The organism is Affinundibacterium macrobrachii, from assembly GCF_014652415.1.
Taxonomy (GTDB): Bacteria; Pseudomonadota; Gammaproteobacteria; order Burkholderiales; family Burkholderiaceae_D; genus Undibacterium; species Undibacterium macrobrachii.
The window spans coordinates 132,622-152,695 of sequence record NZ_BMYT01000006.1; the positions used below are offsets into that span (position 1 = coordinate 132,622).

Genomic DNA, 20,074 nt, shown 5'->3' on the forward strand with positions numbered 1-20,074 from the left:
GACCTCGGTATGAATTATTCAAATGAATGATTTGAATATGCCATAATTCATTTCATGCATTTATCTCGTACCGATCTCAATCTATTTGTGGTGCTTGACGCAATCTATAGTCAAGGCAGCATCACGCGTGCAAGCCAGGTTTTGAATTTAAGTCAGCCTGCGCTCAGTCATGCCTTGGCGCGTTTACGCACCATGTTTGATGACCCTCTATTTGTGCGACAAGGCGCAGCGATGGTTCCTACCTCATTTACCCGTGGAATCATTACGCAGGTGAGACAGGGTTTGCAATTGTTTGAAGCCAGCTTGCAAACTGATCAAAGTTTTCATCCCGCACAAACGCAACGACGATTTCACTTGGGTTTGCGCGACGTATTCGAAGCGACCATCTTGCCGCCGCTGGTACAGAAAATTAGCGAACAAGCGCCGGGTATCACTATTGCAAGCGTGCGAGTGGATCGACGCGAGATTGAAACAGCCTTAAGTAGCGGTGATCTTGATATGGTTTTAGAAGTGCCGATCCCACTCAGTAATCAAATTCGGCAGCAACGTGTCTCGCGTGATCGTTTAATTGTGTTGTCGCGCAAAGGGCATCCACAGATGCCGAAGAAAAAAAATCAAGTACTTGATCTCGACATCTATTTGCAGCAAGCGCATGTCTTGGTGTCTTCGCGGCGTCAAGGTGTAGGACTAGAAGATTTTGAATTGAATCGTGAGGGTTTGCGTAGACAAATCAGTTTGCGCTGCCAGCATTACTTTGCTGCTTGTCGTGTTGTTAGTGAAACCGATTTATTGCTGACCATGCCTGAGCAATATGCAAGTATCGCCAATGCACAGTTTATGAATCGGATTGACCCATTTCCTTTAGCTACTCAACCTATCGATGCCCATTTGTATTGGCATAGCAGCGCAGATAATGACCCTGCAAATAGTTGGTTGCGTGAACAATTGCTGAATTTAATGCATCCTTAATCTAAAGTTTTTGCTGATTATTTGCATCGATCACTTTTCTTGTAATGCACTACAATGACTCAGCACGTACACATTTCAGCCTAGCGACTTATATCCCAATTATGTTGACGTAAATCACATTCAATTACCTTTACTGGATTAATTTAGTTAAAATTTATCGAATGGATAAATTTAATTGAGTTGATCTATCAAAGTTTGATCTCTAGAATCAATTCCGTAGTCGTTTTGAACTAAACCAAGGAGATAACTATGTCAAACGAAGCAAAATGCCCTTTCCACCACGGCTCACCGAAAAACGCTGTTGCTGCTGGCGCACCAACTAATGCAACTTGGTGGCCTAATCAATTAAAACTCAATATCTTGCATCAACATTCTCCCAAATCCGATCCAATGGGGGAGCAATTTAATTACGCAGAAGAATTTAAAACCCTCGATCTCGATGCCTTAGTCAAAGACTTACATGCCTTGATGACCGATTCTCAAGATTGGTGGCCAGCAGATTGGGGTCACTACGGTGGTTTGATGATTCGTATGGCTTGGCATGCTGCAGGTACTTATCGCGTGTCTGATGGTCGCGGTGGTGCGGGTACTGGTAATCAACGTTTCGCACCACTCAATAGCTGGCCAGATAACGGTAATCTTGATAAAGCACGTCGTTTATTATGGCCGATCAAACAAAAATATGGCCGCAAAATTTCGTGGGCGGATTTGTTTATCTTGGCTGGCAATGTGGCGCTCGAATCAATGGGCTTTAAGACTTTTGGTTTTGCTGGTGGTCGCGAAGATATTTGGCAACCAGAGGAAGATATTTACTGGGGTTCTGAAACACAATGGCTAGCGACAAGTGACAAAGAAAACAGTCGCTATTCAGGCAAACGCGAGTTAGAAAATCCTTTGGCTGCAGTACAAATGGGTTTGATTTATGTGAACCCAGAAGGTCCAGATGGTAATCCTGATCCAGTCGCATCAGGCCGCGATGTACGCGAGACTTTTGCGCGGATGGCGATGAATGACGAAGAAACCGTCGCCTTGGTTGCGGGTGGTCATACCTTTGGTAAAGCGCACGGTGCTGGTGATCCTTCTTTAGTCGGACCAGAACCAGAAGCTGCCGGAATTGAAGAGCAGGGTTTGGGTTGGATCAATCAATTTGGATCAGGCAAAGGTGTGCACACGACGACGAGCGGTATTGAAGGGGCATGGAAACCTAATCCGACGACTTGGGATAACGGTTATTTTGACATGTTGTTCGGCTATGAATGGGAATTAACCAAGAGCCCAGCGGGAGCGAAGCAGTGGGTTGCTAAAAATTGCAAACCTGAGCACTTGATCCCAGACGCACATGACCCAAGCAAGTCACATCCACCAATGATGACGACCGCTGATTTGTCTTTGCGTTTTGATCCAGCTTACGAAAAAATTGCACGTCGCTTCCATCAAAACCCAGCAGAATTTGCTGATGCATTCGCACGTGCTTGGTTTAAGTTAACCCATCGTGACATGGGGCCAGCGGCACGTTACTTGGGTTCCTTGGTGCCGAGCGAAACTTTGATTTGGCAAGATCCTATCCCTGCGGTTGATCATGCATTAGTCGATGCTCAAGATATCGCTAATTTGAAAGCGAAAGTGCTAGCTTCTGGTTTGAGCATTGCGCAATTGGTGAATACGGCATGGTCATCAGCATCGACTTTCCGTGGCAGTGACAAACGCGGTGGTGCAAATGGTGCACGTATTCGTTTATCGCCACAGCGTGATTGGGAAGCCAATCAGCCACTGGAATTAAGCAAAGTCTTGGCGACATTAGAAGCGATCCAGCAAGAATTTAACGCGGCACAAACTGGCGGTAAGAAAATTTCTTTAGCTGATTTGATCGTATTAGCTGGTGCTGCAGGTATTGAAGCTGCTGCTCACAAGGCGGGACATGCGGTGCAAGTGCCATTCACACTAGGTCGTATGGATGCGTCGCAAGATCAAACCGATGTTGACTCCTTTGCTGTATTGGAGCCAGCGGCGGATGGCTTCCGTAATTATGTTCGTGCAGGATTAGAATCCCATGCAGCAGAACTCTTGATCGACAAGGCGCAATTGTTGAATTTGAGCGCACCAGAAATGACGGTGTTGATCGGTGGTATGCGTGCTTTGAATGCCAACACAGGTAAGACACAACATGGTGTATTCACCAAACGCCCAGAGACTTTGAGCAATGATTTCTTTGTGAATTTGTTGGATATGAACACCAAGTGGCAAAAGTCCAGCAGCGCTGCTGGCGTGTTGGAAGGTCGCGATCGTCAAAGTGGCGAATTGAAATGGACAGGTACCGTTGTAGACTTGGTCTTCGGTTCAAATTCACAACTACGTGCGTTGGCAGAAGTGTATGCAAGTAGTGATGCAAATCAAAAATTTGTAAATGATTTCATCGCTGCGTGGAACAAAGTGATGAATGCAGATCGCTTTGATTTGGCATAATTTTGATATGGATGCACTGTAATAAAATCAGTGCATCGCTATTGAAATTAATTTGGACGAGTCCCCGATGAATATGCTTCATCGGGGATTTTTTCATTCTAAGGTTCCACTATGCATGCTACTTATGTCGCTGCCTTCGATTGCTAGACCTGCGAATAAATATACAGGGTAGCTAAATCAGTTTATCGTCAATCGGCCATAATTTTTTGCTTGGAATTTTATTGATTGTTTGAAGTTCGCGAACATACAGTGAGGCGTAATTATTCAAAATATTTGAATAATGAAGTCAAATTCATTCAATCAAAAGCAATTCACGCTAGCGCATAATCTCACTTATGACATCTAGTCAAACGCAGTACACAAACGATATTGCTGCGTACTATTCAATAAGGAGAAAACCATGTTGACATTAAGAAAATCCCAAGACCGTGGCTACGCGGATCACGGTTGGCTAAAGAGCTTTCATAGCTTTTCTTTTGCAAATTATTACGATCCTGAACATGTCGGCTGGGGTAATTTGTTGGTGATTAATGAAGATCGTATCGCTGCTGGTACCGGTTTCGGTACCCACGGACATCGTGATATGGAAATCATCAGCTATGTTTTGTCAGGAGAGCTGGCGCACAAAGATAGTATGGGCAACGTCAAAGCAATTCCACCAGGTGATGTGCAACGCATGAGTGCCGGTACGGGTGTTAGACATAGTGAGTTTAATCATGCGGAAGGGAAGCAAACGCATTTTCTACAAATTTGGATACGTCCAAATCAACTAAATGTGGAGCCTAGTTATGAACAAAAGACGATTCCTGCAATGAAAAAACGTGGCGCTTTGTGTCTAGTCGCATCGCCAACGGGTGATGCAAATGCGGTGGCGATGCATGCTGATGCGGCTTTGTATGCTGGACTGTTTGATGGCGTAGAACAAGCAGGGCTTGATTTGAATCCTGCGCGTAAAGCTTATGTGCATTTGATTCGTGGCGAATTGACTGTCAATGGACAGCGATTACATAGCGGTGATGCGCTACGCATTGAGCACGAACAGCATTTGCATCTCAGTCAAGGTATTGACGCTGAAGTTTTGGTATTTGATTTGGCGGCTTAGTTTTGCTACTTAAGTTGCACACATAAGCTAGATATAAATATCCCATTCTCGAATTTATTTTTAAGGAAAAACCATGTTTACTCAATTGCAAAATCCACTCACCTTCGTCGGTCGTTTATTACTTGCTGCGCTCTTTCTGCCAGCCGGGATTGCAAAAATTACCGGCTTTGCTGGCACCGTTGGATACATCGAATCTGTTGGCTTACCAATGGCCACTCTTGCAGCGATCGCTGCGATTGTGCTGGAAGTTGCTGGAGGCATTGCTTTGATCATCGGCTTAGGTACACGTTTTGCCGCGCTCGCTTTAGCGTTTTTCACGCTGGTCGCATCGTTTATTTTTCATGCTTATTGGGCGGTACCGGCTGATCAGGCGTATGTGACACAACTTTTGTTCTTCAAAAATATCGCCGTTGCTGGTGGTTTGATGAGCTTGGCGGCGTGGGGTGCTGGTGGATGGAGTTTGGATGCGCGCCGCGCTTGATAAGGCGCTGCATCTTGTATGATCCGAATTATTGAATCTGTAAAGCAAGTAATTGATTTGAATAATTCGGATCAGGCGAAAGAGTTGGCGAGCGTCTTCGTTCAACAGTGAAGACGCTTAAGAATTTTTTGGTGCAAACATAATGATTGCCATACCGAGTAAAGCAACACCGGCACCGATAAGATCCCAAGTACTTGGTTTGATGCCATCAATCACATAGAGCCACAACAGTGCCACCGCGATATACACGCCACCATAAGCGGCATATACGCGGCCAGCCGCCGCTGGGTGCAGCGACAGTAACCAAGCAAATAGTGACAAACATAGCGCCGCTGGTACTAATAGCCACATACTCTTATTCTCTTTTAGCCAAAGATATGGCAGATAGCAACCGAGAATCTCGGCGATAGCGGTTAGGAAAAAGAGGGCGATAGTTTTTAACTCGAACATACGATACAAAATAATTTGTGAAGAAAAATTACTGCGCCATCTTTGTGTTCCAAGATTGGTGTACATAGATTAGACGACAAGTATAGGCTAGTGCTTGTGTTAGTACCAAAAAAAGATGAGCTAGTTCTGTCAAGTTGTTGATGTAAGCTTTGTCCGTGTTGTGACTGATCCTGTGGCTAACGATACTGACCAAAAAAAAGACATTAGAGCTTAACATGATGGAGCGCCTTGCACGACATGATCACTAAGACAATCACAGGCGCTAATCAATTCAAGAATGAGAGGTAAGAATGACTTCTGCACGCGATGTATTAACACCAGCTTCTCTCTCGATGTTGCAAATGATTGCAAATGCAGGAAGTTTTGCGGCGGCGGCACGAAACTTAGATATGGTACCCAGCGCTTTGACTTATCGTGTCAGACAGATTGAAGATGCCTTAGATGTTTTATTGTTTGATCGTTCTTCGCGCCAAGCGAAGTTGACGCCAGCGGGTACGGAATTATTGCGAGAAGGGCAGAATTTATTATTGGAAGTTGATGCGATTGCGAATCGCGTTAAGCGCGTCGCCACAGGATGGGAGCCACAATTGACGATTGCTGTTGATAGTATTATCGATCGCAGTACGGTGATGGAATTATGTGAGAGCTTTTATCAGCTAAATCCTCCCACTCGTTTAAAGCTACGTGGCGAAACTTTATCGGGAACCTTAGAAGCTTTGACTTCGGGGCAAGCTGATTTGGCGCTTGGTGCGGTGATGGATGGCAGTGGAACTACGGGTTTGCAAAGAGAAAAATTAGGAACCGTTTATTTCGCCTTTGCGGTCGCACCACATCATCCACTGGCGGATGTACAGCAAGCTTTGTCGGATCAATTGATACGCGCATATCGCGCGGTCGCAATTGCCGATAGCGTGCAACGTGGTAGTAGTGTATCCATCGGCTTACTGCACGGACAGGACGTGTTCACTGTCGCGGATTTGCCATCCAAACTTGATGCGCAAGTACGCGGCTTGGGCATTGGTTTTTTACCGACCTGTGTAGCACAGTCATATATCGACAGTGGTCGCTTGGTAGAAAAGAAAGTCGAGCGTGCGTAACAGCAAGTGCAAAGCTACTATGTTTGGCGTCAAACAAAAGCTTCTCAGCAAGGACGCGCTTTGCAATGGTGGCTAGAGCAATTGCAGTCGCCGACAACACGTGCCGCATTGCTTGGCCAACGTGCTCGCTTGCCGTGATTCGTCGTAGAAGCATAGAAGATTGAATCGCAATTTGTACGGCAAAAAAACACAGTAAGTCAGTAGTTTGTTGTGTTGATTAATTGTGCAGGCTTGGTCTGCAAGAAAATTAATCGGATTCTTTTAAACCAGCCCAACGCGGAGCTAGCTGGTGTTCGATTTGAAATAAGTCTAGTACTCTAGCTAAACTATGATCGACCATATCCTCGATACTGGCAGGACGATGATAAAAATTCGGCAGTGGTGGGAACACAATTCCCCCCATTTCTGTGACTGCGGTCATATTGCGCAAATGCGCCAAATTAAACGGGGTTTCTCTGACCATTAAGACTAGCCGACGGCGTTCTTTTAAGACTACATCCGCCGCACGTGTAATTAAATTGTCGGCAAAACCGTGCGCAACAGCTGCCAAGGTTTTCATTGAGCAAGGAGCGATGATCATGCCGTCAGATTGAAACGAACCACTGGCAATCGTGGCTCCTACATCGCGCACAGAATGCACAACATCTGCCATCGCTTCAATATCTTTGCGTTTTAGATCGAGTTCTTGATGGATGTTAAGGACACCTGCGTCAGAGATCAGTAGGTGACTTTGTAGATGGGGAATATCGCGTAAATGCTGCAATAAGCGTACGCCGTAAATAGCGCCAGTCGCTCCGGTGATGGCAATAATGATGCGTTTCGGCGCGACTGGATTTGACATGGTGGAATTAGCCCTTGATCAAAGCTTGCAATTCACCACTTTCAAACATTTCATTCATGATGTCTGAACCACCAATGAATTCACCGTTGATGTACAACTGTGGAATGGTCGGCCAGTTCGCATAGTCTTTGATACCCTGACGAACGACTGGGTCTTCCAGCACGTTAATTGTCACTAAATTTTCAGCGCCACTGGCTTTCAATAATTGAATTGCACGACCAGAAAAGCCGCATTGTGGAAATTGCGCCGTGCCTTTCATAAATAGCACGACTGGGTTGCTAGTAACGGTTTCTTTAATCCAAGCTTGTACGTCGCTCATGATGTTTCCTTCAATGATAAAAATCGATGGTGTGCATTATAAAGGAAACTGCATAAACATTTTGGCGGCAGAAGAACTAGGGCAAGTGACTAGGCGCTAGTCAATTTAATATTTAATATCATTTCGATAAAATTTGGCGTGCAGGTGATACCAAGAAGCGCAGCGATGTGCTTACGCAAACTTCCAGTTGTCTCTTGTTGTTCATGATATTCGCGCCTTATATCAACCACTCGCGCCGTGATTGCTTGGCCTAGTCGCAAAATCTCCCTAGCTAGATTTCACACAACTACCATGCAAACCTACTTAATCAATTAGGAGGTCGTATGAAATCAATAGCAACTTTGTTAAGCGCAGCGGCATTAGGTTTGAGCCTAACTAGTGGTGCAGCGCAGGCTGGTGAATTAAGCGTGGAAGTGCAGGGATTGACCGAAATGAAGGGCAATTTATTGGTTGCGGTGTTTAATCAAAAAGGACAATGGTTAAAACAAGCAACATTGAATAAGAAGACAGAAGTCACGCAAAAAGTGATGAGTGTGCAATTTGATAATTTGCCTGAGGGTGAATATGCGGTGTCGGTTTTTCATGACTTAAATGGAAACGGCCGCCTCGACAGTAATCCAGTTGGTATGCCAATTGAACCGTATGGATTCAGTAATAACGCGCCTAGTAATTTTGGTCCGCCATCCTACGATGCCGCCAAAATTACGCTTGATCAAGCGAAGACAGTAATCAGTATCCGCGTTAATTAATTCGTTAATTCATTAATTCATTAATTCATTAATTAATTCGTTAATCATTCGGAGTTTGATCATGAATCGTCGAAACTTCTTTCAATCTTTAGGCGCAGTTGCTGCTTCTGGTATCGCCTTACCTACTTGGGCAACTCAAACTGGTTTGCAGCAGACGGGTGGTATTGGTAAAGCCAAGCCCTTATTTCGCGCTAACCCGAGACTAACTTGTTTGCGTGGTTATCAAGGTCAAGATGTTAGTTGCGACAGCGCTTGGATAGAAGGCAAAATTCCTAGCGATTTACGCGGCGATTTTTATCGTAATGGTCCTGGTTTATTTGAGCGTGGTAATCAACGCTATCACCATTGGTTTGATGGTGATGGCATGGTGCACGCCTGGCGTTTTGGCGAGCAAGGTGTGTCGCATCAAGCACGCTTTGTACGGACAAAAAAATTCCTTGCAGAACAACAGGCAGGTGAGTTCTTGGTTCCGGCTTTTGGTACACCTATAGAAGCCAAAATCCCGATGCGCTCGTCAGATACGATGAATACTGCGAACACCAATGTGATTCAATTGGATGGACGTTTATTGGCGCTGTGGGAAGGTGGATCAGCGCATGCGATGGATGCCAGCAGTTTGCAAACACATGGCATCGTCTCTTGGGCGCCTGAACTAGCAGGCATGCCGTTTTCAGCGCATCCCAAAGTCGAAGCCGATGGAACCATGTGGAACTTTGGCACCATGATGGATAGGTTGGTGATGTATCAAATTTCTGCACAAGGAAAACTGATTAAACATCATGTCATGAAGTGCCCAAGAACTGCGATGGCGCATGATTTTGCGATCTCACAAAAGCATTTGATCTTTTTACTTTCGCCGATCGCTTTAAACATGGATTTGCTGCGAGCAGGACGTAGCATGGTCGATTCTATGGAGTGGAAAGCCGAAGAATCCACCAAAGTATTGATTGTAGAAAAAGCCGATTTCACTAAGAGTCGCATTCTCGAAATTCCGGCACTGATGTTGTTCCACTTTGGTAATGCGTGGGAAGAAAACAATATCATTCATCTCGATTTTGTGAAGAGCAATGATCTAACTAATTTTAATACTTGGATGCCAAAAATCATGCGTGGTGAGGATGTCGCTTCAGAGCCATCGAATCCGGCATTTCTTCGCATCGATTTAAATACCAACAAAATTAGGTTGACGGAACGGCTTGAAAATGCTGAGTTTCCGCGAGTCGATCCGCGTGTAGTTGGGCAAAGAAATCAGTTTTTGTACTACCCGCATGCAGTGAACAAACGGGATAACAATGCCTTTAATGGTGTGATGCGCTTACATGTCGACAGCGGCAAGAAAGATGTCTTCGATTTTGGTGAGCGTTACCGTTTAGAAGAACACGTCGTCGTGCCAAAACGCGGCTCACGAAATGAAGGCGAGGCATGGTTAGTTGGCGTAGGATTTGATGTGGATAGACAAACTAGTTTTGCCAGTGTGTTTGATGCGCAAAATCTATCGGCAGGGCCAGTTGCATTAGCGCATTTGCCGTATTGGCTGCCACATTGTTTTCACGGGAATTTCTATTCTCGTGCATGAGTGTATGTTTGAGTAGATGTTTGATCCGATGTTTGCATAGATGTTTCAATCAAACGGAAGACCGACACCCATTTTGATTCGCACATCGGTAAGTATTGCAGCGCAAATCACAATGCAATTAGCTATGTGATTTGCGCTGCTTTATTTCTTAGAGTGCAGCTATTTTTTTAGCGCTTTAGTTTTGCAAAAGCAGAGGCCATTGCGCTATTCATCGGCGATGCTGGTTGGGCGTGTTGTGATTGATTGCGATGCTGATTGAGACGCTTTGCATCATCGCGATCTGCACGTTGCTCTGGTTTGCTACCCGCTTGTGGCGCTGAATCAGTTAAACGCATCGTCAAGGCAATGCGTTTGCGTTTTTCATCGACTTCTAAGACTTTAACTTTGACCACTTGACCCGCTTTCACTACCGTGTGCGGATCTTTGACGAAGGTGTTAGACAGTGCAGAGATATGCACCAAACCATCTTGATGCACGCCGATATCAACGAAAGCACCAAAGGCAGCGACGTTGGTGATCACACCTTCCAAAATCATATCGGGACGTAAGTCCTTGATCTCTTCCACACCATCTTTGAATGTCGCCGTGGTAAATTCTGGTCGTGGATCGCGACCAGGTTTTTCCAATTCTTTCAAAATATCGGTGATGGTTGGAATCCCGAATTTTTCATCGGCATATTTAGACGGACTAATGCTTTTTAAGACACTGCTATCACCAATAATGGTTTTCACATCCTTCTTAATATCGGCAAGAATTTTCTCAACCAAAGGATAGGATTCAGGATGAACTGCAGAGGCATCAAGTGGATTGTCACCATTCATAATGCGTAAGAAACCCGCAGCTTGTTCAAAGGTTTTGTCGCCTAAACGTGGTACCGAACGCAAATCGGAACGTGATTTAAACATGCCTTTGGCATCACGATAATTGACGATGCTTTGCGCTACGCTACTAGATAAACCAGACACACGCGCCAACAAGGGAGCAGAAGCTGTATTGACGTCGACACCGACCGCATTCACGCAATCTTCTACCACTGCATCGAGCGAACGTGCCAATTGAGATTGCCCAACATCATGCTGGTACTGGCCTACACCAATCGATTTTGGATCGATCTTGACTAGCTCTGCCAAAGGATCTTGCAAACGACGTGCAATCGATACGGCACCGCGTATCGTGACGTCTAAATCAGGTAATTCTTTGGAGGCGAATTCGGAAGCGGAATAAACTGACGCGCCAGCCTCAGAGACCACGATCTTGGTCAGTTTTAATTCCGGCTTCAATTTGATTAAATCTTGCGCCAATTTATCGGTCTCGCGAGATGCGGTGCCGTTGCCGATGGAAATCAGCGATACATTATGTTTAGCTGCCAACTGTGCCAATACATGCAAGGAACCGTCCCAGTCATTACGTGGCTGATGTGGATAAATCGTTGCGTGTTCTACCACTTTACCGGTCGCATCGACAATCGCGACTTTGACACCAGTACGTAAACCAGGATCAAGACCCATGGTTGCACGTGGTCCAGCAGGTGCGGCGAGTAATAAGGCTTTCAGATTACGCGCAAATACATTGATCGCTTCAACTTCGGCTTGTTCGCGCAAATTGGTCATCAATTCGGTTTCCATGTGCATAAATACTTTGACACGCCATGCCCAACGCACGGTGTCACAAAGCCATTTGTCTGCTGCACGATTTTTGTTGCTGACACCAAAATGCGCGGCGATACGGCTTTCGCATGGATTGAGTGGCGCATCCCATTTTGGTTTTTCTTCTTCGGTATCGAGACGCAAGTTAACTGTTAAGAACTCTTCACGGCGTCCACGGAAAATCGCTAAAGCGCGATGCGAAGGAATTGTTCCTAATGTTTCTGAGTAAGCGAAATAATCGCTGAACTTCGCGCCAGCCTCTTCTTTGCCAGCGACGACGGCAGTTTCAACGATGCCGTGATCAAGCAGATATTCGCGAATCGATTGCAGTAAAGTCGCATCTTCAGAGAAGCGCTCCATCAAAATTTGGCGAGCGCCATCAAGCGCTGCTTTCACATCTGCGACGCCTGGATTGTCGCCCGCAGCGGTGGTGAATGCTGGCTTCAAATAGGCTTCCGCAACGGTTTCGGGAACCAAAGTTGGATCAGCCAATAAAGCGTCTGCTAGTGGTTGGAGGCCTGCTTCGACCGCAATTTGCGCTTTGGTGCGACGTTTTTGTTTGTAAGGCAAATACAAATCTTCTAAGCGTGTTTTGTCTTCCGCCAGACTGATCGCAGTCAGCAATTCTGGCGTCATTTTGTTTTGCTCTTCGATAGAGGCAATAATCGCAGCACGTCTATCTTCTAATTCACGCAGATAGCGTAGACGTTCTTCTAATAAACGTAACTGTGTGTCATCGAGTCCACCAGTGACTTCTTTACGATAGCGAGAGATAAACGGCACGGTAGCGCCTTCGTCTAGCAAGGCGACAGCAGCGGCAATTTGATTCGGTTTAGCGGCAAGTTCTACGGCGAGACGTTGTTCTATAGAAGGCAACATAGGGTGTTTAGAATTGAAGTAAAGTTAAATGAAGCCCGTGATCATACGCAATCTGTGCGATTGCGCCAGTCTTGACAAGGACGAAATTGACTGTGATTGGGCGTTATTGGGTGCGAATGGGTGTGATTCAGGCGCCTAAATGCATATTTTGTACAGGAATGACATTAAACTTATGTTTTTGCCACGTGTTTTGCATAGATATTTGGCACATTGATTTCCATCATGATGTCGGGATTGGCCAATTGGCGAAAGCCAAATCCTTGGTACAAGCCACGTGCATTACTGCTCGCCAACATAAAACGTCGCAAGCCTTGTAGTTGCGGATGCGCGATAACTGCTTTGAGTAATTGTAAGCTGTGACCGCGTCCTTGATGTTCAGGTAACACAAAGACATCCATTAAATAAGCAAAAGTAGCGTAATCGCTGACCACGCGCGCGAATGCGATTTGTTGATGATTCTCATAACCACCAAAACACAATGAATTGGCGATCGAGCGCTCAACGACTTCGCGAGGAATACCGATTGCCCAAGTACTTTGGGTTGATAAGAATCGATGAATCACATCAAGCTGTAATCTTGATTTGTCGTGACTTATTTCCATTGTCCACCCGTTACGCGCCAAATACCGGCAAGGTCTTGCCAGCTTTGCACCGCGCTAAACCCACGCGCTTGCAAAAGTGCCTGCACATCTTGCGATTGATGGTAACCATGTTCCATCAATAAGTAGCCATTTGCTGTCAAATAGTTGGGTGCATTATCGATGATCTTGCGATAGGCACTCAAACCATCCGCATGGTCGGTTAAGGCATCGATAGGCTCAAAGCGCAAATCACCTTGGCTCAAATGACTATCGTCTTTGACGATGTAGGGTGGGTTGCTAACGATCGTATCAAATCGTTTTGGTGGAATTTGTTGATACCAATCGCTTTCATAGAATGTGATAGGCGAGCGATGCGGCAGTAGTTTGTTCGCATTAAATTTGGCGATATCGAGCGCCGCCACGCAGATATCGCAGGCATGGATATCGAGATCATCTCGTTGTGCGGCGATGCTAATTGCAATTGCGCCAGAACCTGTTCCCATATCTAATAAACTGGCATTTTGCGGTGTCAATCGCAGAGCGAGCTCGACCAATAATTCAGTATCCGGACGCGGAATTAATACCGCAGGGCTCACCTTGAAGTTCAGCCCATAAAACTCACGCTCACCAAGCAAATACGCTAAAGGGTGGCCATCCAATCGTTTTTGGACTAATTGATTTAATTCTGCAACTTGTGTGGCGCTTAAATACCGCTCATGTTGAGTGATTAACTGTACTCTGCTCAATTGACCCACATGAGATAACAACATGCGGGTTTCTAATGCATCTAAGGGAGACTTTTGTTGACAAGCAGCGAGATTATCGTCAACTGAAAACCAAGTATTCATTACAGCTTGTTCGCAAAAATGCTTTGTTCTTTCGGTTTGTTCACGAGTAAATAGATAGACCCAATTGCGAACACGACAAACCAAACACAAGCCCAAGCTGGAATCGATAAGCCCAAAATTGGATCATAAGGTGTTTCGCATAAGCCATTGGCTTGGAACATCGTTGGAAATAGTTTTGCAATAAAGAAGCTATTTAGTGGGCCAGAAAGTGGATCAACACCGCAGGAACCCATCGGTTGTGCAATAACCCAGAGTTGATAACCAGTAAGACCACCGCCAATCAAGCTAAACAATAAACTCGCCGACATCGCAGCGCGTTTGAGCTTGGGCACGATTAGAGTCAGTAAGCAAGCCAAAGCAATCAGAGCAAATGCATAACGCTGCATCACGCACAGTGGACAAGGCAACATATCTAACACCAGTTGTAAGTACATGGCAAAGCCAAGCAAACCGAGGCAGGCAAGAATGATGGTGACTAAGATGGCATTTGTACGATTCATGGCGTGTTCCATTCGCTTCGGTGGTAATCAATAATCTAAAAACACTTCCACTACAGCGCATAAGAAGGGTTCAGATCAAGCGGGCGTAAGCATACTAGATTTCATCTGCTTTACGCAAAGTTATCCGAGCTTTCTTTTGTAGCTTTGGCATGCTTGCAGCGATGGACTACGTGATTCGGCAAAAGTTCCTGTTTTGCTCGCTGGCAGAGTTTGTTGAAGCAGTCTATCATCACGTTATCAAGCCGAAATGAATGCTGATGATGGGTGATGAGCGCTACCTCATTCGTCCATTCGGTCGCCAAATCCTCTAAATGATTGTAGAAACAAAGGAAGTACCATGTCTAGTAATGTTGTTCGTGCTGTTTGCCCTCATGATTGCCCTGATACTTGTGCCTTGTTAGTGACGGTGCAAGATGGTGTTGCCACTGAGGTTAAAGGCGATCCCGATCATCCGACGACGGCTGGGGTTTTATGTACCAAAGTGGCACGTTACACTGAGCGTACTTACCACCCAGATCGTTTGTTATATCCGCAAAAGCGTATTGGCAAAAAAGGCGAAGGGAAGTTTGAGCGCATTAGTTGGGATGAAGCGATTGAAACCATCGCCTATCGTTTAAAAGAAATTGCGGCACGTAACCCACTAGCGATCATGCCTTACAGTTACGCTGGTACGATGGGATTGGTACAAGGCGAGAGTATGGCTGCGCGTGTTTTGCATAAACTCGGCGCGTCTTTTTTGGATAGAACAATTTGTGCCTCGGCTGGTGGGGTTGGCTATAAATATACCTTAGGCGATCGGATTGGTACGGATGTTGAACAAACGCAGAATGCACGTTTGATCATTATTTGGGGCGGTAATCCGATTGCATCGAATTTACACTTTTGGACTCGGGTACAAGAAGCCAAGCGTAATGGTGCCAAGATTATTGCGATTGATCCGTATCGCTCCTTAAGTGCTGAAAAATGCCATCAGCATATTGCGGTGCGTGCTGGGACGGATTCGGCACTCGCTCTTGGCATGATGCATGTACTGATCAAAGAAGATTTGCTCGATCATGATTACATCGCGCAATACACCTTGGGATTTGAGCAATTACAACAACGCGTCGCCGATTGGACTCCAGAAAAAGTAGCGGAAATTTGCGGGATCAGTGCCGAAGAGGTGATTGGATTAGCGCGTGATTATGGCGAAGGCGCTAAGCGTGGTGAGCCTAGTTTGATTCGTATGAATTATGGTGTGCAACGTACCCATGGTGGCGGTATGGCGGTGCGGAATATTTCTTGTTTGCCTGCCTTGGTTGGTGCTTGGCGTCATGCCGCTGGCGGCGTCTTATTATCTTCATCAGGTGGTTTTGTGAAGAATTCAGATGCCTTAGCGCGTCCAGACCTTTTCCCAACAAATCAGCCTAGCCGTACCTTAAATATGAGTGATGTCGGCAATACTTTGCTGCATCCGGGCTCAGATGAATTTGGTCCCAAAGTAGAGGCCGTGATTGTTTATAACTCTAATCCAGTAGCGATTGCTCCCGAATCTGCGGTGGTTGCGCAAGGTTTTGCACGTGATGATTTGTTCACCGTGGTGTTGGAACACTTTCAGACTGATACCGCTGATTATGCCGATATTTTGCTGCCAGCAACCACACAGTTAGAGCATCTGGATGCGCATTCTGCTTATGGTCATCGCTATATGATGGCGAGTAATCCAGCGATTGCGCCACTCGGTGAAGCGAAGCCGAATACCGAAATCTTCCGCTTATTAGCAAGGGCCTTGGGCTTCACGGAAGCGTGTTTTACTGAAAGCGATGATGAATTAGGTGCGCTGGCGTTTAATTATCAACATGCGCGCACCCAACACACGAATTGGGAACAGTTAAAGCAAACAGGTTGGTCAAAATTAAACATGCCTGAAATTCCATTCGCGCAAGGCGGGTTTACCACGCCATCTGGCAAGTGTGAATTTTATAGTCAGCAAATGTTGGATGCAGGTTTAGATCCCTTGCCAGCTTATATTCCACCTTATGAATCGGTGATCAGTAATCCACAATTGGCGGCGAAATATCCCTTAGCTATGATCTCTCCACCTGCACGTAATTTCTTGAATTCGACTTTTGTGAATGTGAAGAGCTTACGTGATACCGAGGGCGAGCCACATATTGATTTACATCCTGAGGATGCCACAGCACGTCAAATTGCAGCAGGCGATATGGTCAGAATCTTCAACGATCGCGGTAGCTTTGTGGCGAAAGCAAGAGTTACCGAAAAGGCCAAGCCAGGCTTGGTTGTCGCATTGTCGATCTGGTGGAAGAAGCTTGCGTCGGATCAGAAAAACGCCAATGAAGTGACTAGTCAGCGATTAACCGACATGGGTGGTGGGCCAACTTTTTATGATTTATTGGTGCAAGTAGAAAAGCTGTAAGTTGATTTTATTTGGTGAAGAAATCGGTAAATTTACTCTGTAAATTTATGTTGCGTCGCAAAAATTCCTAGAGAGCTTATTCAGTTTCAGCTGTTTTTGCGCGGCTAATTTGCACCAGCAATAGTCATAGCGCAAGGCTTGGTGTATCGTGTGGGGGCTTGATGTTTTTAGTATTTTGATAGAAATCGCAAGCAGAAAATAGCCTGCTTGCATCTTGATTTGACTTGAATAACATCGTTGAGATCGCTAGTGAATTCACTGCGATTCGCTGTAGGTGTATGCAAAGAGATGGCCGGGGTTAGAGTGTTCATCAATAATTTAACGACCATATAAAAAAATTGGAGACAACAAATGACGACAATAAATACAGATAAATTTTGGCTCAAACATTACCCGCCAAACGTTCCAGCGGAGATCGATGTTACCCAATACAAATCCCTAGTACATTTATTGGAAGAAGCCTTCAAAACATTTGCTGATCGCAATGCGTATGTCTGCATGGATAAGTTTTTGACTTATCGCGAAGTGGATGTGATGTCGAAAAAAGTTGGCGCATGGTTGCAAAGTCGCGGCTTACAACGCGGTGCTCGCGTTGCTGTGATGATGCCGAATGTCTTGCAATATCCTGTCGTTTTGGCAGCGATTTTGCGTGCTGGCTATGTTGTGGTTAACGTCAATCCTTTGTACACGCACCGTGAACTTGAGCATCAATTAAAAGATTCTGGGGCAGAAGCAATTTTTGTATTAGAAAATTTCGCGACAACCTTGGAACATTCAATCGCCAATACCGATGTGAAGCATGTCGTGGTGTGCGCGATGGGTGATTTGTTGGGTGGATTAAAAGGCACGATCGTCAATTTCGTTGTGCGCCATGTCAAAAAATTGGTGCCAGCTTTTTCTTTACCAGGTTCATTCCGTTTCAATGATGTCGTCGCACAAGGCGCGTCCATGAAGTTTCAACCAGTTGAGATCAAGCTTGAGGACGTCGCTTTCTTGCAATACACAGGTGGTACCACTGGTGTTTCGAAAGGCGCGGTATTGAGCCATCGCAACGTGGTTGCTAACGTATTGCAAAATCATGCTTGGCTCAAACCAAGTATGGATGCGCACAAAGAGACACCACAGTTAGTATTTGTTTGTGCTTTACCGCTATATCACATCTTCGCACTGACAGTATGTAATATGGTTGGTACGCGCATCGGTGGTTTGAATCTCTTGATTCCAAATCCGCGCGATATCCCCGGCTTTGTTAAAGAATTGAAGAAGTACAAGATCAATATTTTCCCTGCGGTGAATACCTTGTATAACGCCTTGTTGAATAATCCAGAATTTGCAAATACCGATTTCTCTGGCTATTTGTGCTGTACCGGTGGTGGTATGGCGGTGCAAAAAGCTGTCGCAGAACGTTGGAAGGCAGTGACGGGTTGTGCGATTGCAGAAGGTTATGGTCTCTCTGAAACATCGCCAGTTGCGACTGCTAATTACGCTGATTCTAAAGAGTTCACAGGTAGTATAGGCTTGCCAATTTCGTCGACAGAAATTGCGATTTTGGATGATGATGGTAAGCCAGTGCCGCTAGGTGAAAGTGGCGAAATCGCGATTCGCGGCCCACAAGTGATGATGGGATACTGGAATCGCCCTGACGAAACCGCGAATGCCTTCACCCCTGATGGTTTCTTTAAATCCGGTGATATTGGCATCATGGACGAGCGTGGATTCACTAGAATTGTCGATCGCAAGAAAGACATGATTTTGGTTTCTGGCTTTAATGTGTACCCAACAGAAATCGAAGGCGTAATTGCAGGTCACCCTGGTGTTTTGGAATGTGCATGCGTTGGTGTACCAGATGAAACTTCGGGCGAAGCTGTCAAACTGTACGTCGTCAAGAAAGATCCGGCATTAACAAAAGAAGCATTGATGGCATTCTGTAAGGAAGAGTTCACTGGTTACAAAAAACCGAAGTACATTGAATTCCGCACTGAACTGCCAAAAACGAATGTAGGCAAAATTTTGCGTCGTGCATTGCGGGACGAAAAACAAAGTACCTAATATTTTTGTATGTTTAGCTTGTGACAGGGTAGCAATACCTTTGCTGCAAATCAGTTAGAAGCTAGCTGGAATTCGCTGCAAAATCAAAAGCTCGGTTTAAACGCCGAGCTTTTTTTATGCCTGCATTGAGATGCAGACGATTACAAGAGCTGTTTATTGTTTTGATTTGAGCGAAGGTGTGGCGGGTAATGTCGGCGAGATTTGTCGTCGATATTTTTGTTCGATTTTCATAAAGGTTTTATCTTGCTTCATTTGTTCTAGCGCTTGATTCCATTGCTCGACGATGTGTTTATCGGTGTTTTTCGAGGCGGCAATGTATAACTCACTTTTGAATAATTCAAAAATCAGTTTGACGTCACTTGCTTGATAGCCTGAGGCAATCGCTAGGCTTTCGACGCCGAGTTTGGAATCGGTGTAAGCGGGAATGCGTCCCATCATTAATTTCTTAAAGCTAGAGATATTCGAGCTTGCGCGATCAAGGTTGGTGAACCCCAGCCGAGTTAAAGTTTGATCGCGAATATCATTTCTATAGACACCAATTAAACTAAGTTGTTTGGCTTCTTCAATACTATGAATGCGTAAGTTAGAGTCCGCTTTGGCATACAGCCCATAGATATTCGACATAATCGGACCTATCCATTGATAAGCGTCTTCACGCTCAGGGGTGCGTGCCATACTAAATAAGAGCGTGTTGGGATTATTATTGATCTTATCTAAGCCACGCGCCCAAGGAACCACTTGGATTCGGTCTTTATTGCCAACACGTTTTTGGATTTCTTGCACGATTTCGATAGTAAAGCCAGTTAGCTTGCCATCGGTGCCATAAAACTGTAGAGGACGATCTTCTTCGCAATACAGCGCTAAGTTTTGTGCCATACAAGAACCACTCAGTAGCAAGCTACAGAGTGCAATTAAGCGCAAATTAAATTGAAACAGTTTTAGCATTGGATTAGAGATATTAGCCAAAGAACTAAAGATCTAACGAACCTAAACAATCAATTGTGCTGCTGAACTTGGTATGTCTGAAGCTACTACGGTGGTGTATTGAAAATTTCTGTGTCGATTGTATTGTGTAAAAATAGAAACAGGCTAGTGATAGCTACAATCG

At 45.3% G+C, this 20,074-nt stretch carries 16 protein-coding genes and 1 pseudogene; 9 read left to right on the forward strand and 8 right to left on the reverse strand.

What is annotated here, in order from left to right:
* The first annotated feature begins 54 nt into the window (after positions 1-54).
* The 4 genes from IE103_RS15785 to IE103_RS15800 all read left to right on the forward strand — a co-directional run bounded on the left by IE103_RS15785 (position 55) and on the right by IE103_RS15800 (position 5,015).
* On the forward strand, positions 55-969 hold the full coding sequence (locus IE103_RS15785; RefSeq protein WP_189347101.1) for a LysR family transcriptional regulator: 915 nt from the start codon (positions 55-57) through the stop codon (positions 967-969).
* A 249-nt stretch (positions 970-1,218) separates the two neighbouring features.
* Positions 1,219-3,432: a catalase/peroxidase HPI gene (katG, locus tag IE103_RS15790; RefSeq protein ID WP_189347102.1), complete on the forward strand. Its 2,214-nt coding sequence runs from the start codon at positions 1,219-1,221 to the stop codon at positions 3,430-3,432.
* 400 nt (positions 3,433-3,832) lie between these two features.
* Positions 3,833-4,534 carry a pirin family protein gene (locus tag IE103_RS15795; RefSeq protein ID WP_189347103.1) on the forward strand — a complete coding sequence of 234 codons (702 nt, stop codon included), beginning with the start codon at positions 3,833-3,835 and terminating at the stop codon, positions 4,532-4,534.
* A 73-nt stretch (positions 4,535-4,607) separates the two neighbouring features.
* A complete protein-coding gene (locus IE103_RS15800) occupies positions 4,608-5,015 on the forward strand; it encodes a DoxX family protein (protein WP_189347104.1) in 408 nt (135 codons plus the stop codon).
* A gap of 117 nt (positions 5,016-5,132) precedes the next feature.
* Here IE103_RS15800 and IE103_RS15805 read toward each other — a convergent pair whose 3' ends face one another.
* Positions 5,133-5,465, reverse strand: a complete 333-nt coding sequence (locus IE103_RS15805; RefSeq protein WP_189347192.1) for a YnfA family protein — start codon at positions 5,463-5,465, stop codon at positions 5,133-5,135.
* A gap of 290 nt (positions 5,466-5,755) precedes the next feature.
* Between IE103_RS15805 and IE103_RS15810 the strand changes: the two are divergent.
* Positions 5,756-6,700, forward strand: a pseudogene (locus IE103_RS15810) (LysR family transcriptional regulator).
* Positions 6,701-6,809: 109 nt separating this feature from the next.
* Here IE103_RS15810 and IE103_RS15815 read toward each other — a convergent pair.
* Both IE103_RS15815 and grxD read right to left on the reverse strand, forming a co-directional pair.
* The gene (locus IE103_RS15815) at positions 6,810-7,403 is read right to left on the reverse strand and encodes a UbiX family flavin prenyltransferase (RefSeq protein WP_189347105.1); all 594 of its coding nucleotides are present in this window, start codon (positions 7,401-7,403) and stop codon (positions 6,810-6,812) included.
* Positions 7,404-7,410: 7 nt separating this feature from the next.
* Positions 7,411-7,722 (reverse strand): Grx4 family monothiol glutaredoxin, encoded by a 312-nt coding sequence (gene grxD / locus IE103_RS15820; RefSeq protein WP_189347106.1) that lies wholly within the window; start codon positions 7,720-7,722, stop codon positions 7,411-7,413.
* A 323-nt stretch (positions 7,723-8,045) separates the two neighbouring features.
* On the opposite strand from grxD, the gene IE103_RS15825 reads away from it, so the two are divergent.
* Both IE103_RS15825 and IE103_RS15830 read left to right on the forward strand, forming a co-directional pair.
* Positions 8,046-8,471 (forward strand): DUF2141 domain-containing protein, encoded by a 426-nt coding sequence (locus IE103_RS15825; protein ID WP_189347107.1) that lies wholly within the window; start codon positions 8,046-8,048, stop codon positions 8,469-8,471.
* Between the two features lie 61 nt (positions 8,472-8,532).
* Positions 8,533-10,047 carry a carotenoid oxygenase family protein gene (locus IE103_RS15830; RefSeq protein ID WP_189347108.1) on the forward strand — a complete coding sequence of 505 codons (1,515 nt, stop codon included), beginning with the start codon at positions 8,533-8,535 and terminating at the stop codon, positions 10,045-10,047.
* A 167-nt stretch (positions 10,048-10,214) separates the two neighbouring features.
* Here the strand turns inward: IE103_RS15830 and IE103_RS15835 are convergent, their stop codons facing one another.
* The 4 genes from IE103_RS15835 to IE103_RS15850 form a co-directional block, all read right to left on the reverse strand.
* Positions 10,215-12,572 carry a Tex family protein gene (locus tag IE103_RS15835; protein ID WP_189347109.1) on the reverse strand — a complete coding sequence of 786 codons (2,358 nt, stop codon included), beginning with the start codon at positions 12,570-12,572 and terminating at the stop codon, positions 10,215-10,217.
* Between the two features lie 170 nt (positions 12,573-12,742).
* Positions 12,743-13,174, reverse strand: coding sequence for a GNAT family N-acetyltransferase (locus IE103_RS15840; protein ID WP_189347110.1), 432 nt, complete (start codon positions 13,172-13,174; stop codon positions 12,743-12,745).
* Entirely contained in the window at positions 13,165-14,001 is an 837-nt protein-coding gene (prmC, locus tag IE103_RS15845; protein WP_189347111.1) for a peptide chain release factor N(5)-glutamine methyltransferase, read from the reverse strand. Before prmC ends, IE103_RS15840 begins: the two co-directional genes overlap by 10 nt.
* Positions 14,001-14,501: a disulfide bond formation protein B gene (locus IE103_RS15850; protein ID WP_189347112.1), complete on the reverse strand. Its 501-nt coding sequence runs from the start codon at positions 14,499-14,501 to the stop codon at positions 14,001-14,003. Before IE103_RS15850 ends, prmC begins: the two co-directional genes overlap by 1 nt.
* A gap of 337 nt (positions 14,502-14,838) precedes the next feature.
* On the opposite strand from IE103_RS15850, the gene IE103_RS15855 reads away from it, so the two are divergent.
* The gene (locus tag IE103_RS15855; RefSeq protein ID WP_189347113.1) at positions 14,839-16,917 is read left to right on the forward strand and encodes a molybdopterin-containing oxidoreductase family protein; all 2,079 of its coding nucleotides are present in this window, start codon (positions 14,839-14,841) and stop codon (positions 16,915-16,917) included.
* Between the two features lie 351 nt (positions 16,918-17,268).
* Positions 17,269-18,966, forward strand: coding sequence for a long-chain-fatty-acid--CoA ligase (locus tag IE103_RS15860; protein WP_189347114.1), 1,698 nt, complete (start codon positions 17,269-17,271; stop codon positions 18,964-18,966).
* Between the two features lie 153 nt (positions 18,967-19,119).
* Here IE103_RS15860 and IE103_RS15865 read toward each other — a convergent pair whose 3' ends face one another.
* Positions 19,120-19,842 (reverse strand): substrate-binding periplasmic protein, encoded by a 723-nt coding sequence (locus IE103_RS15865; RefSeq protein ID WP_189347115.1) that lies wholly within the window; start codon positions 19,840-19,842, stop codon positions 19,120-19,122.
* Positions 19,843-20,074: the final 232 nt, after the last annotated feature.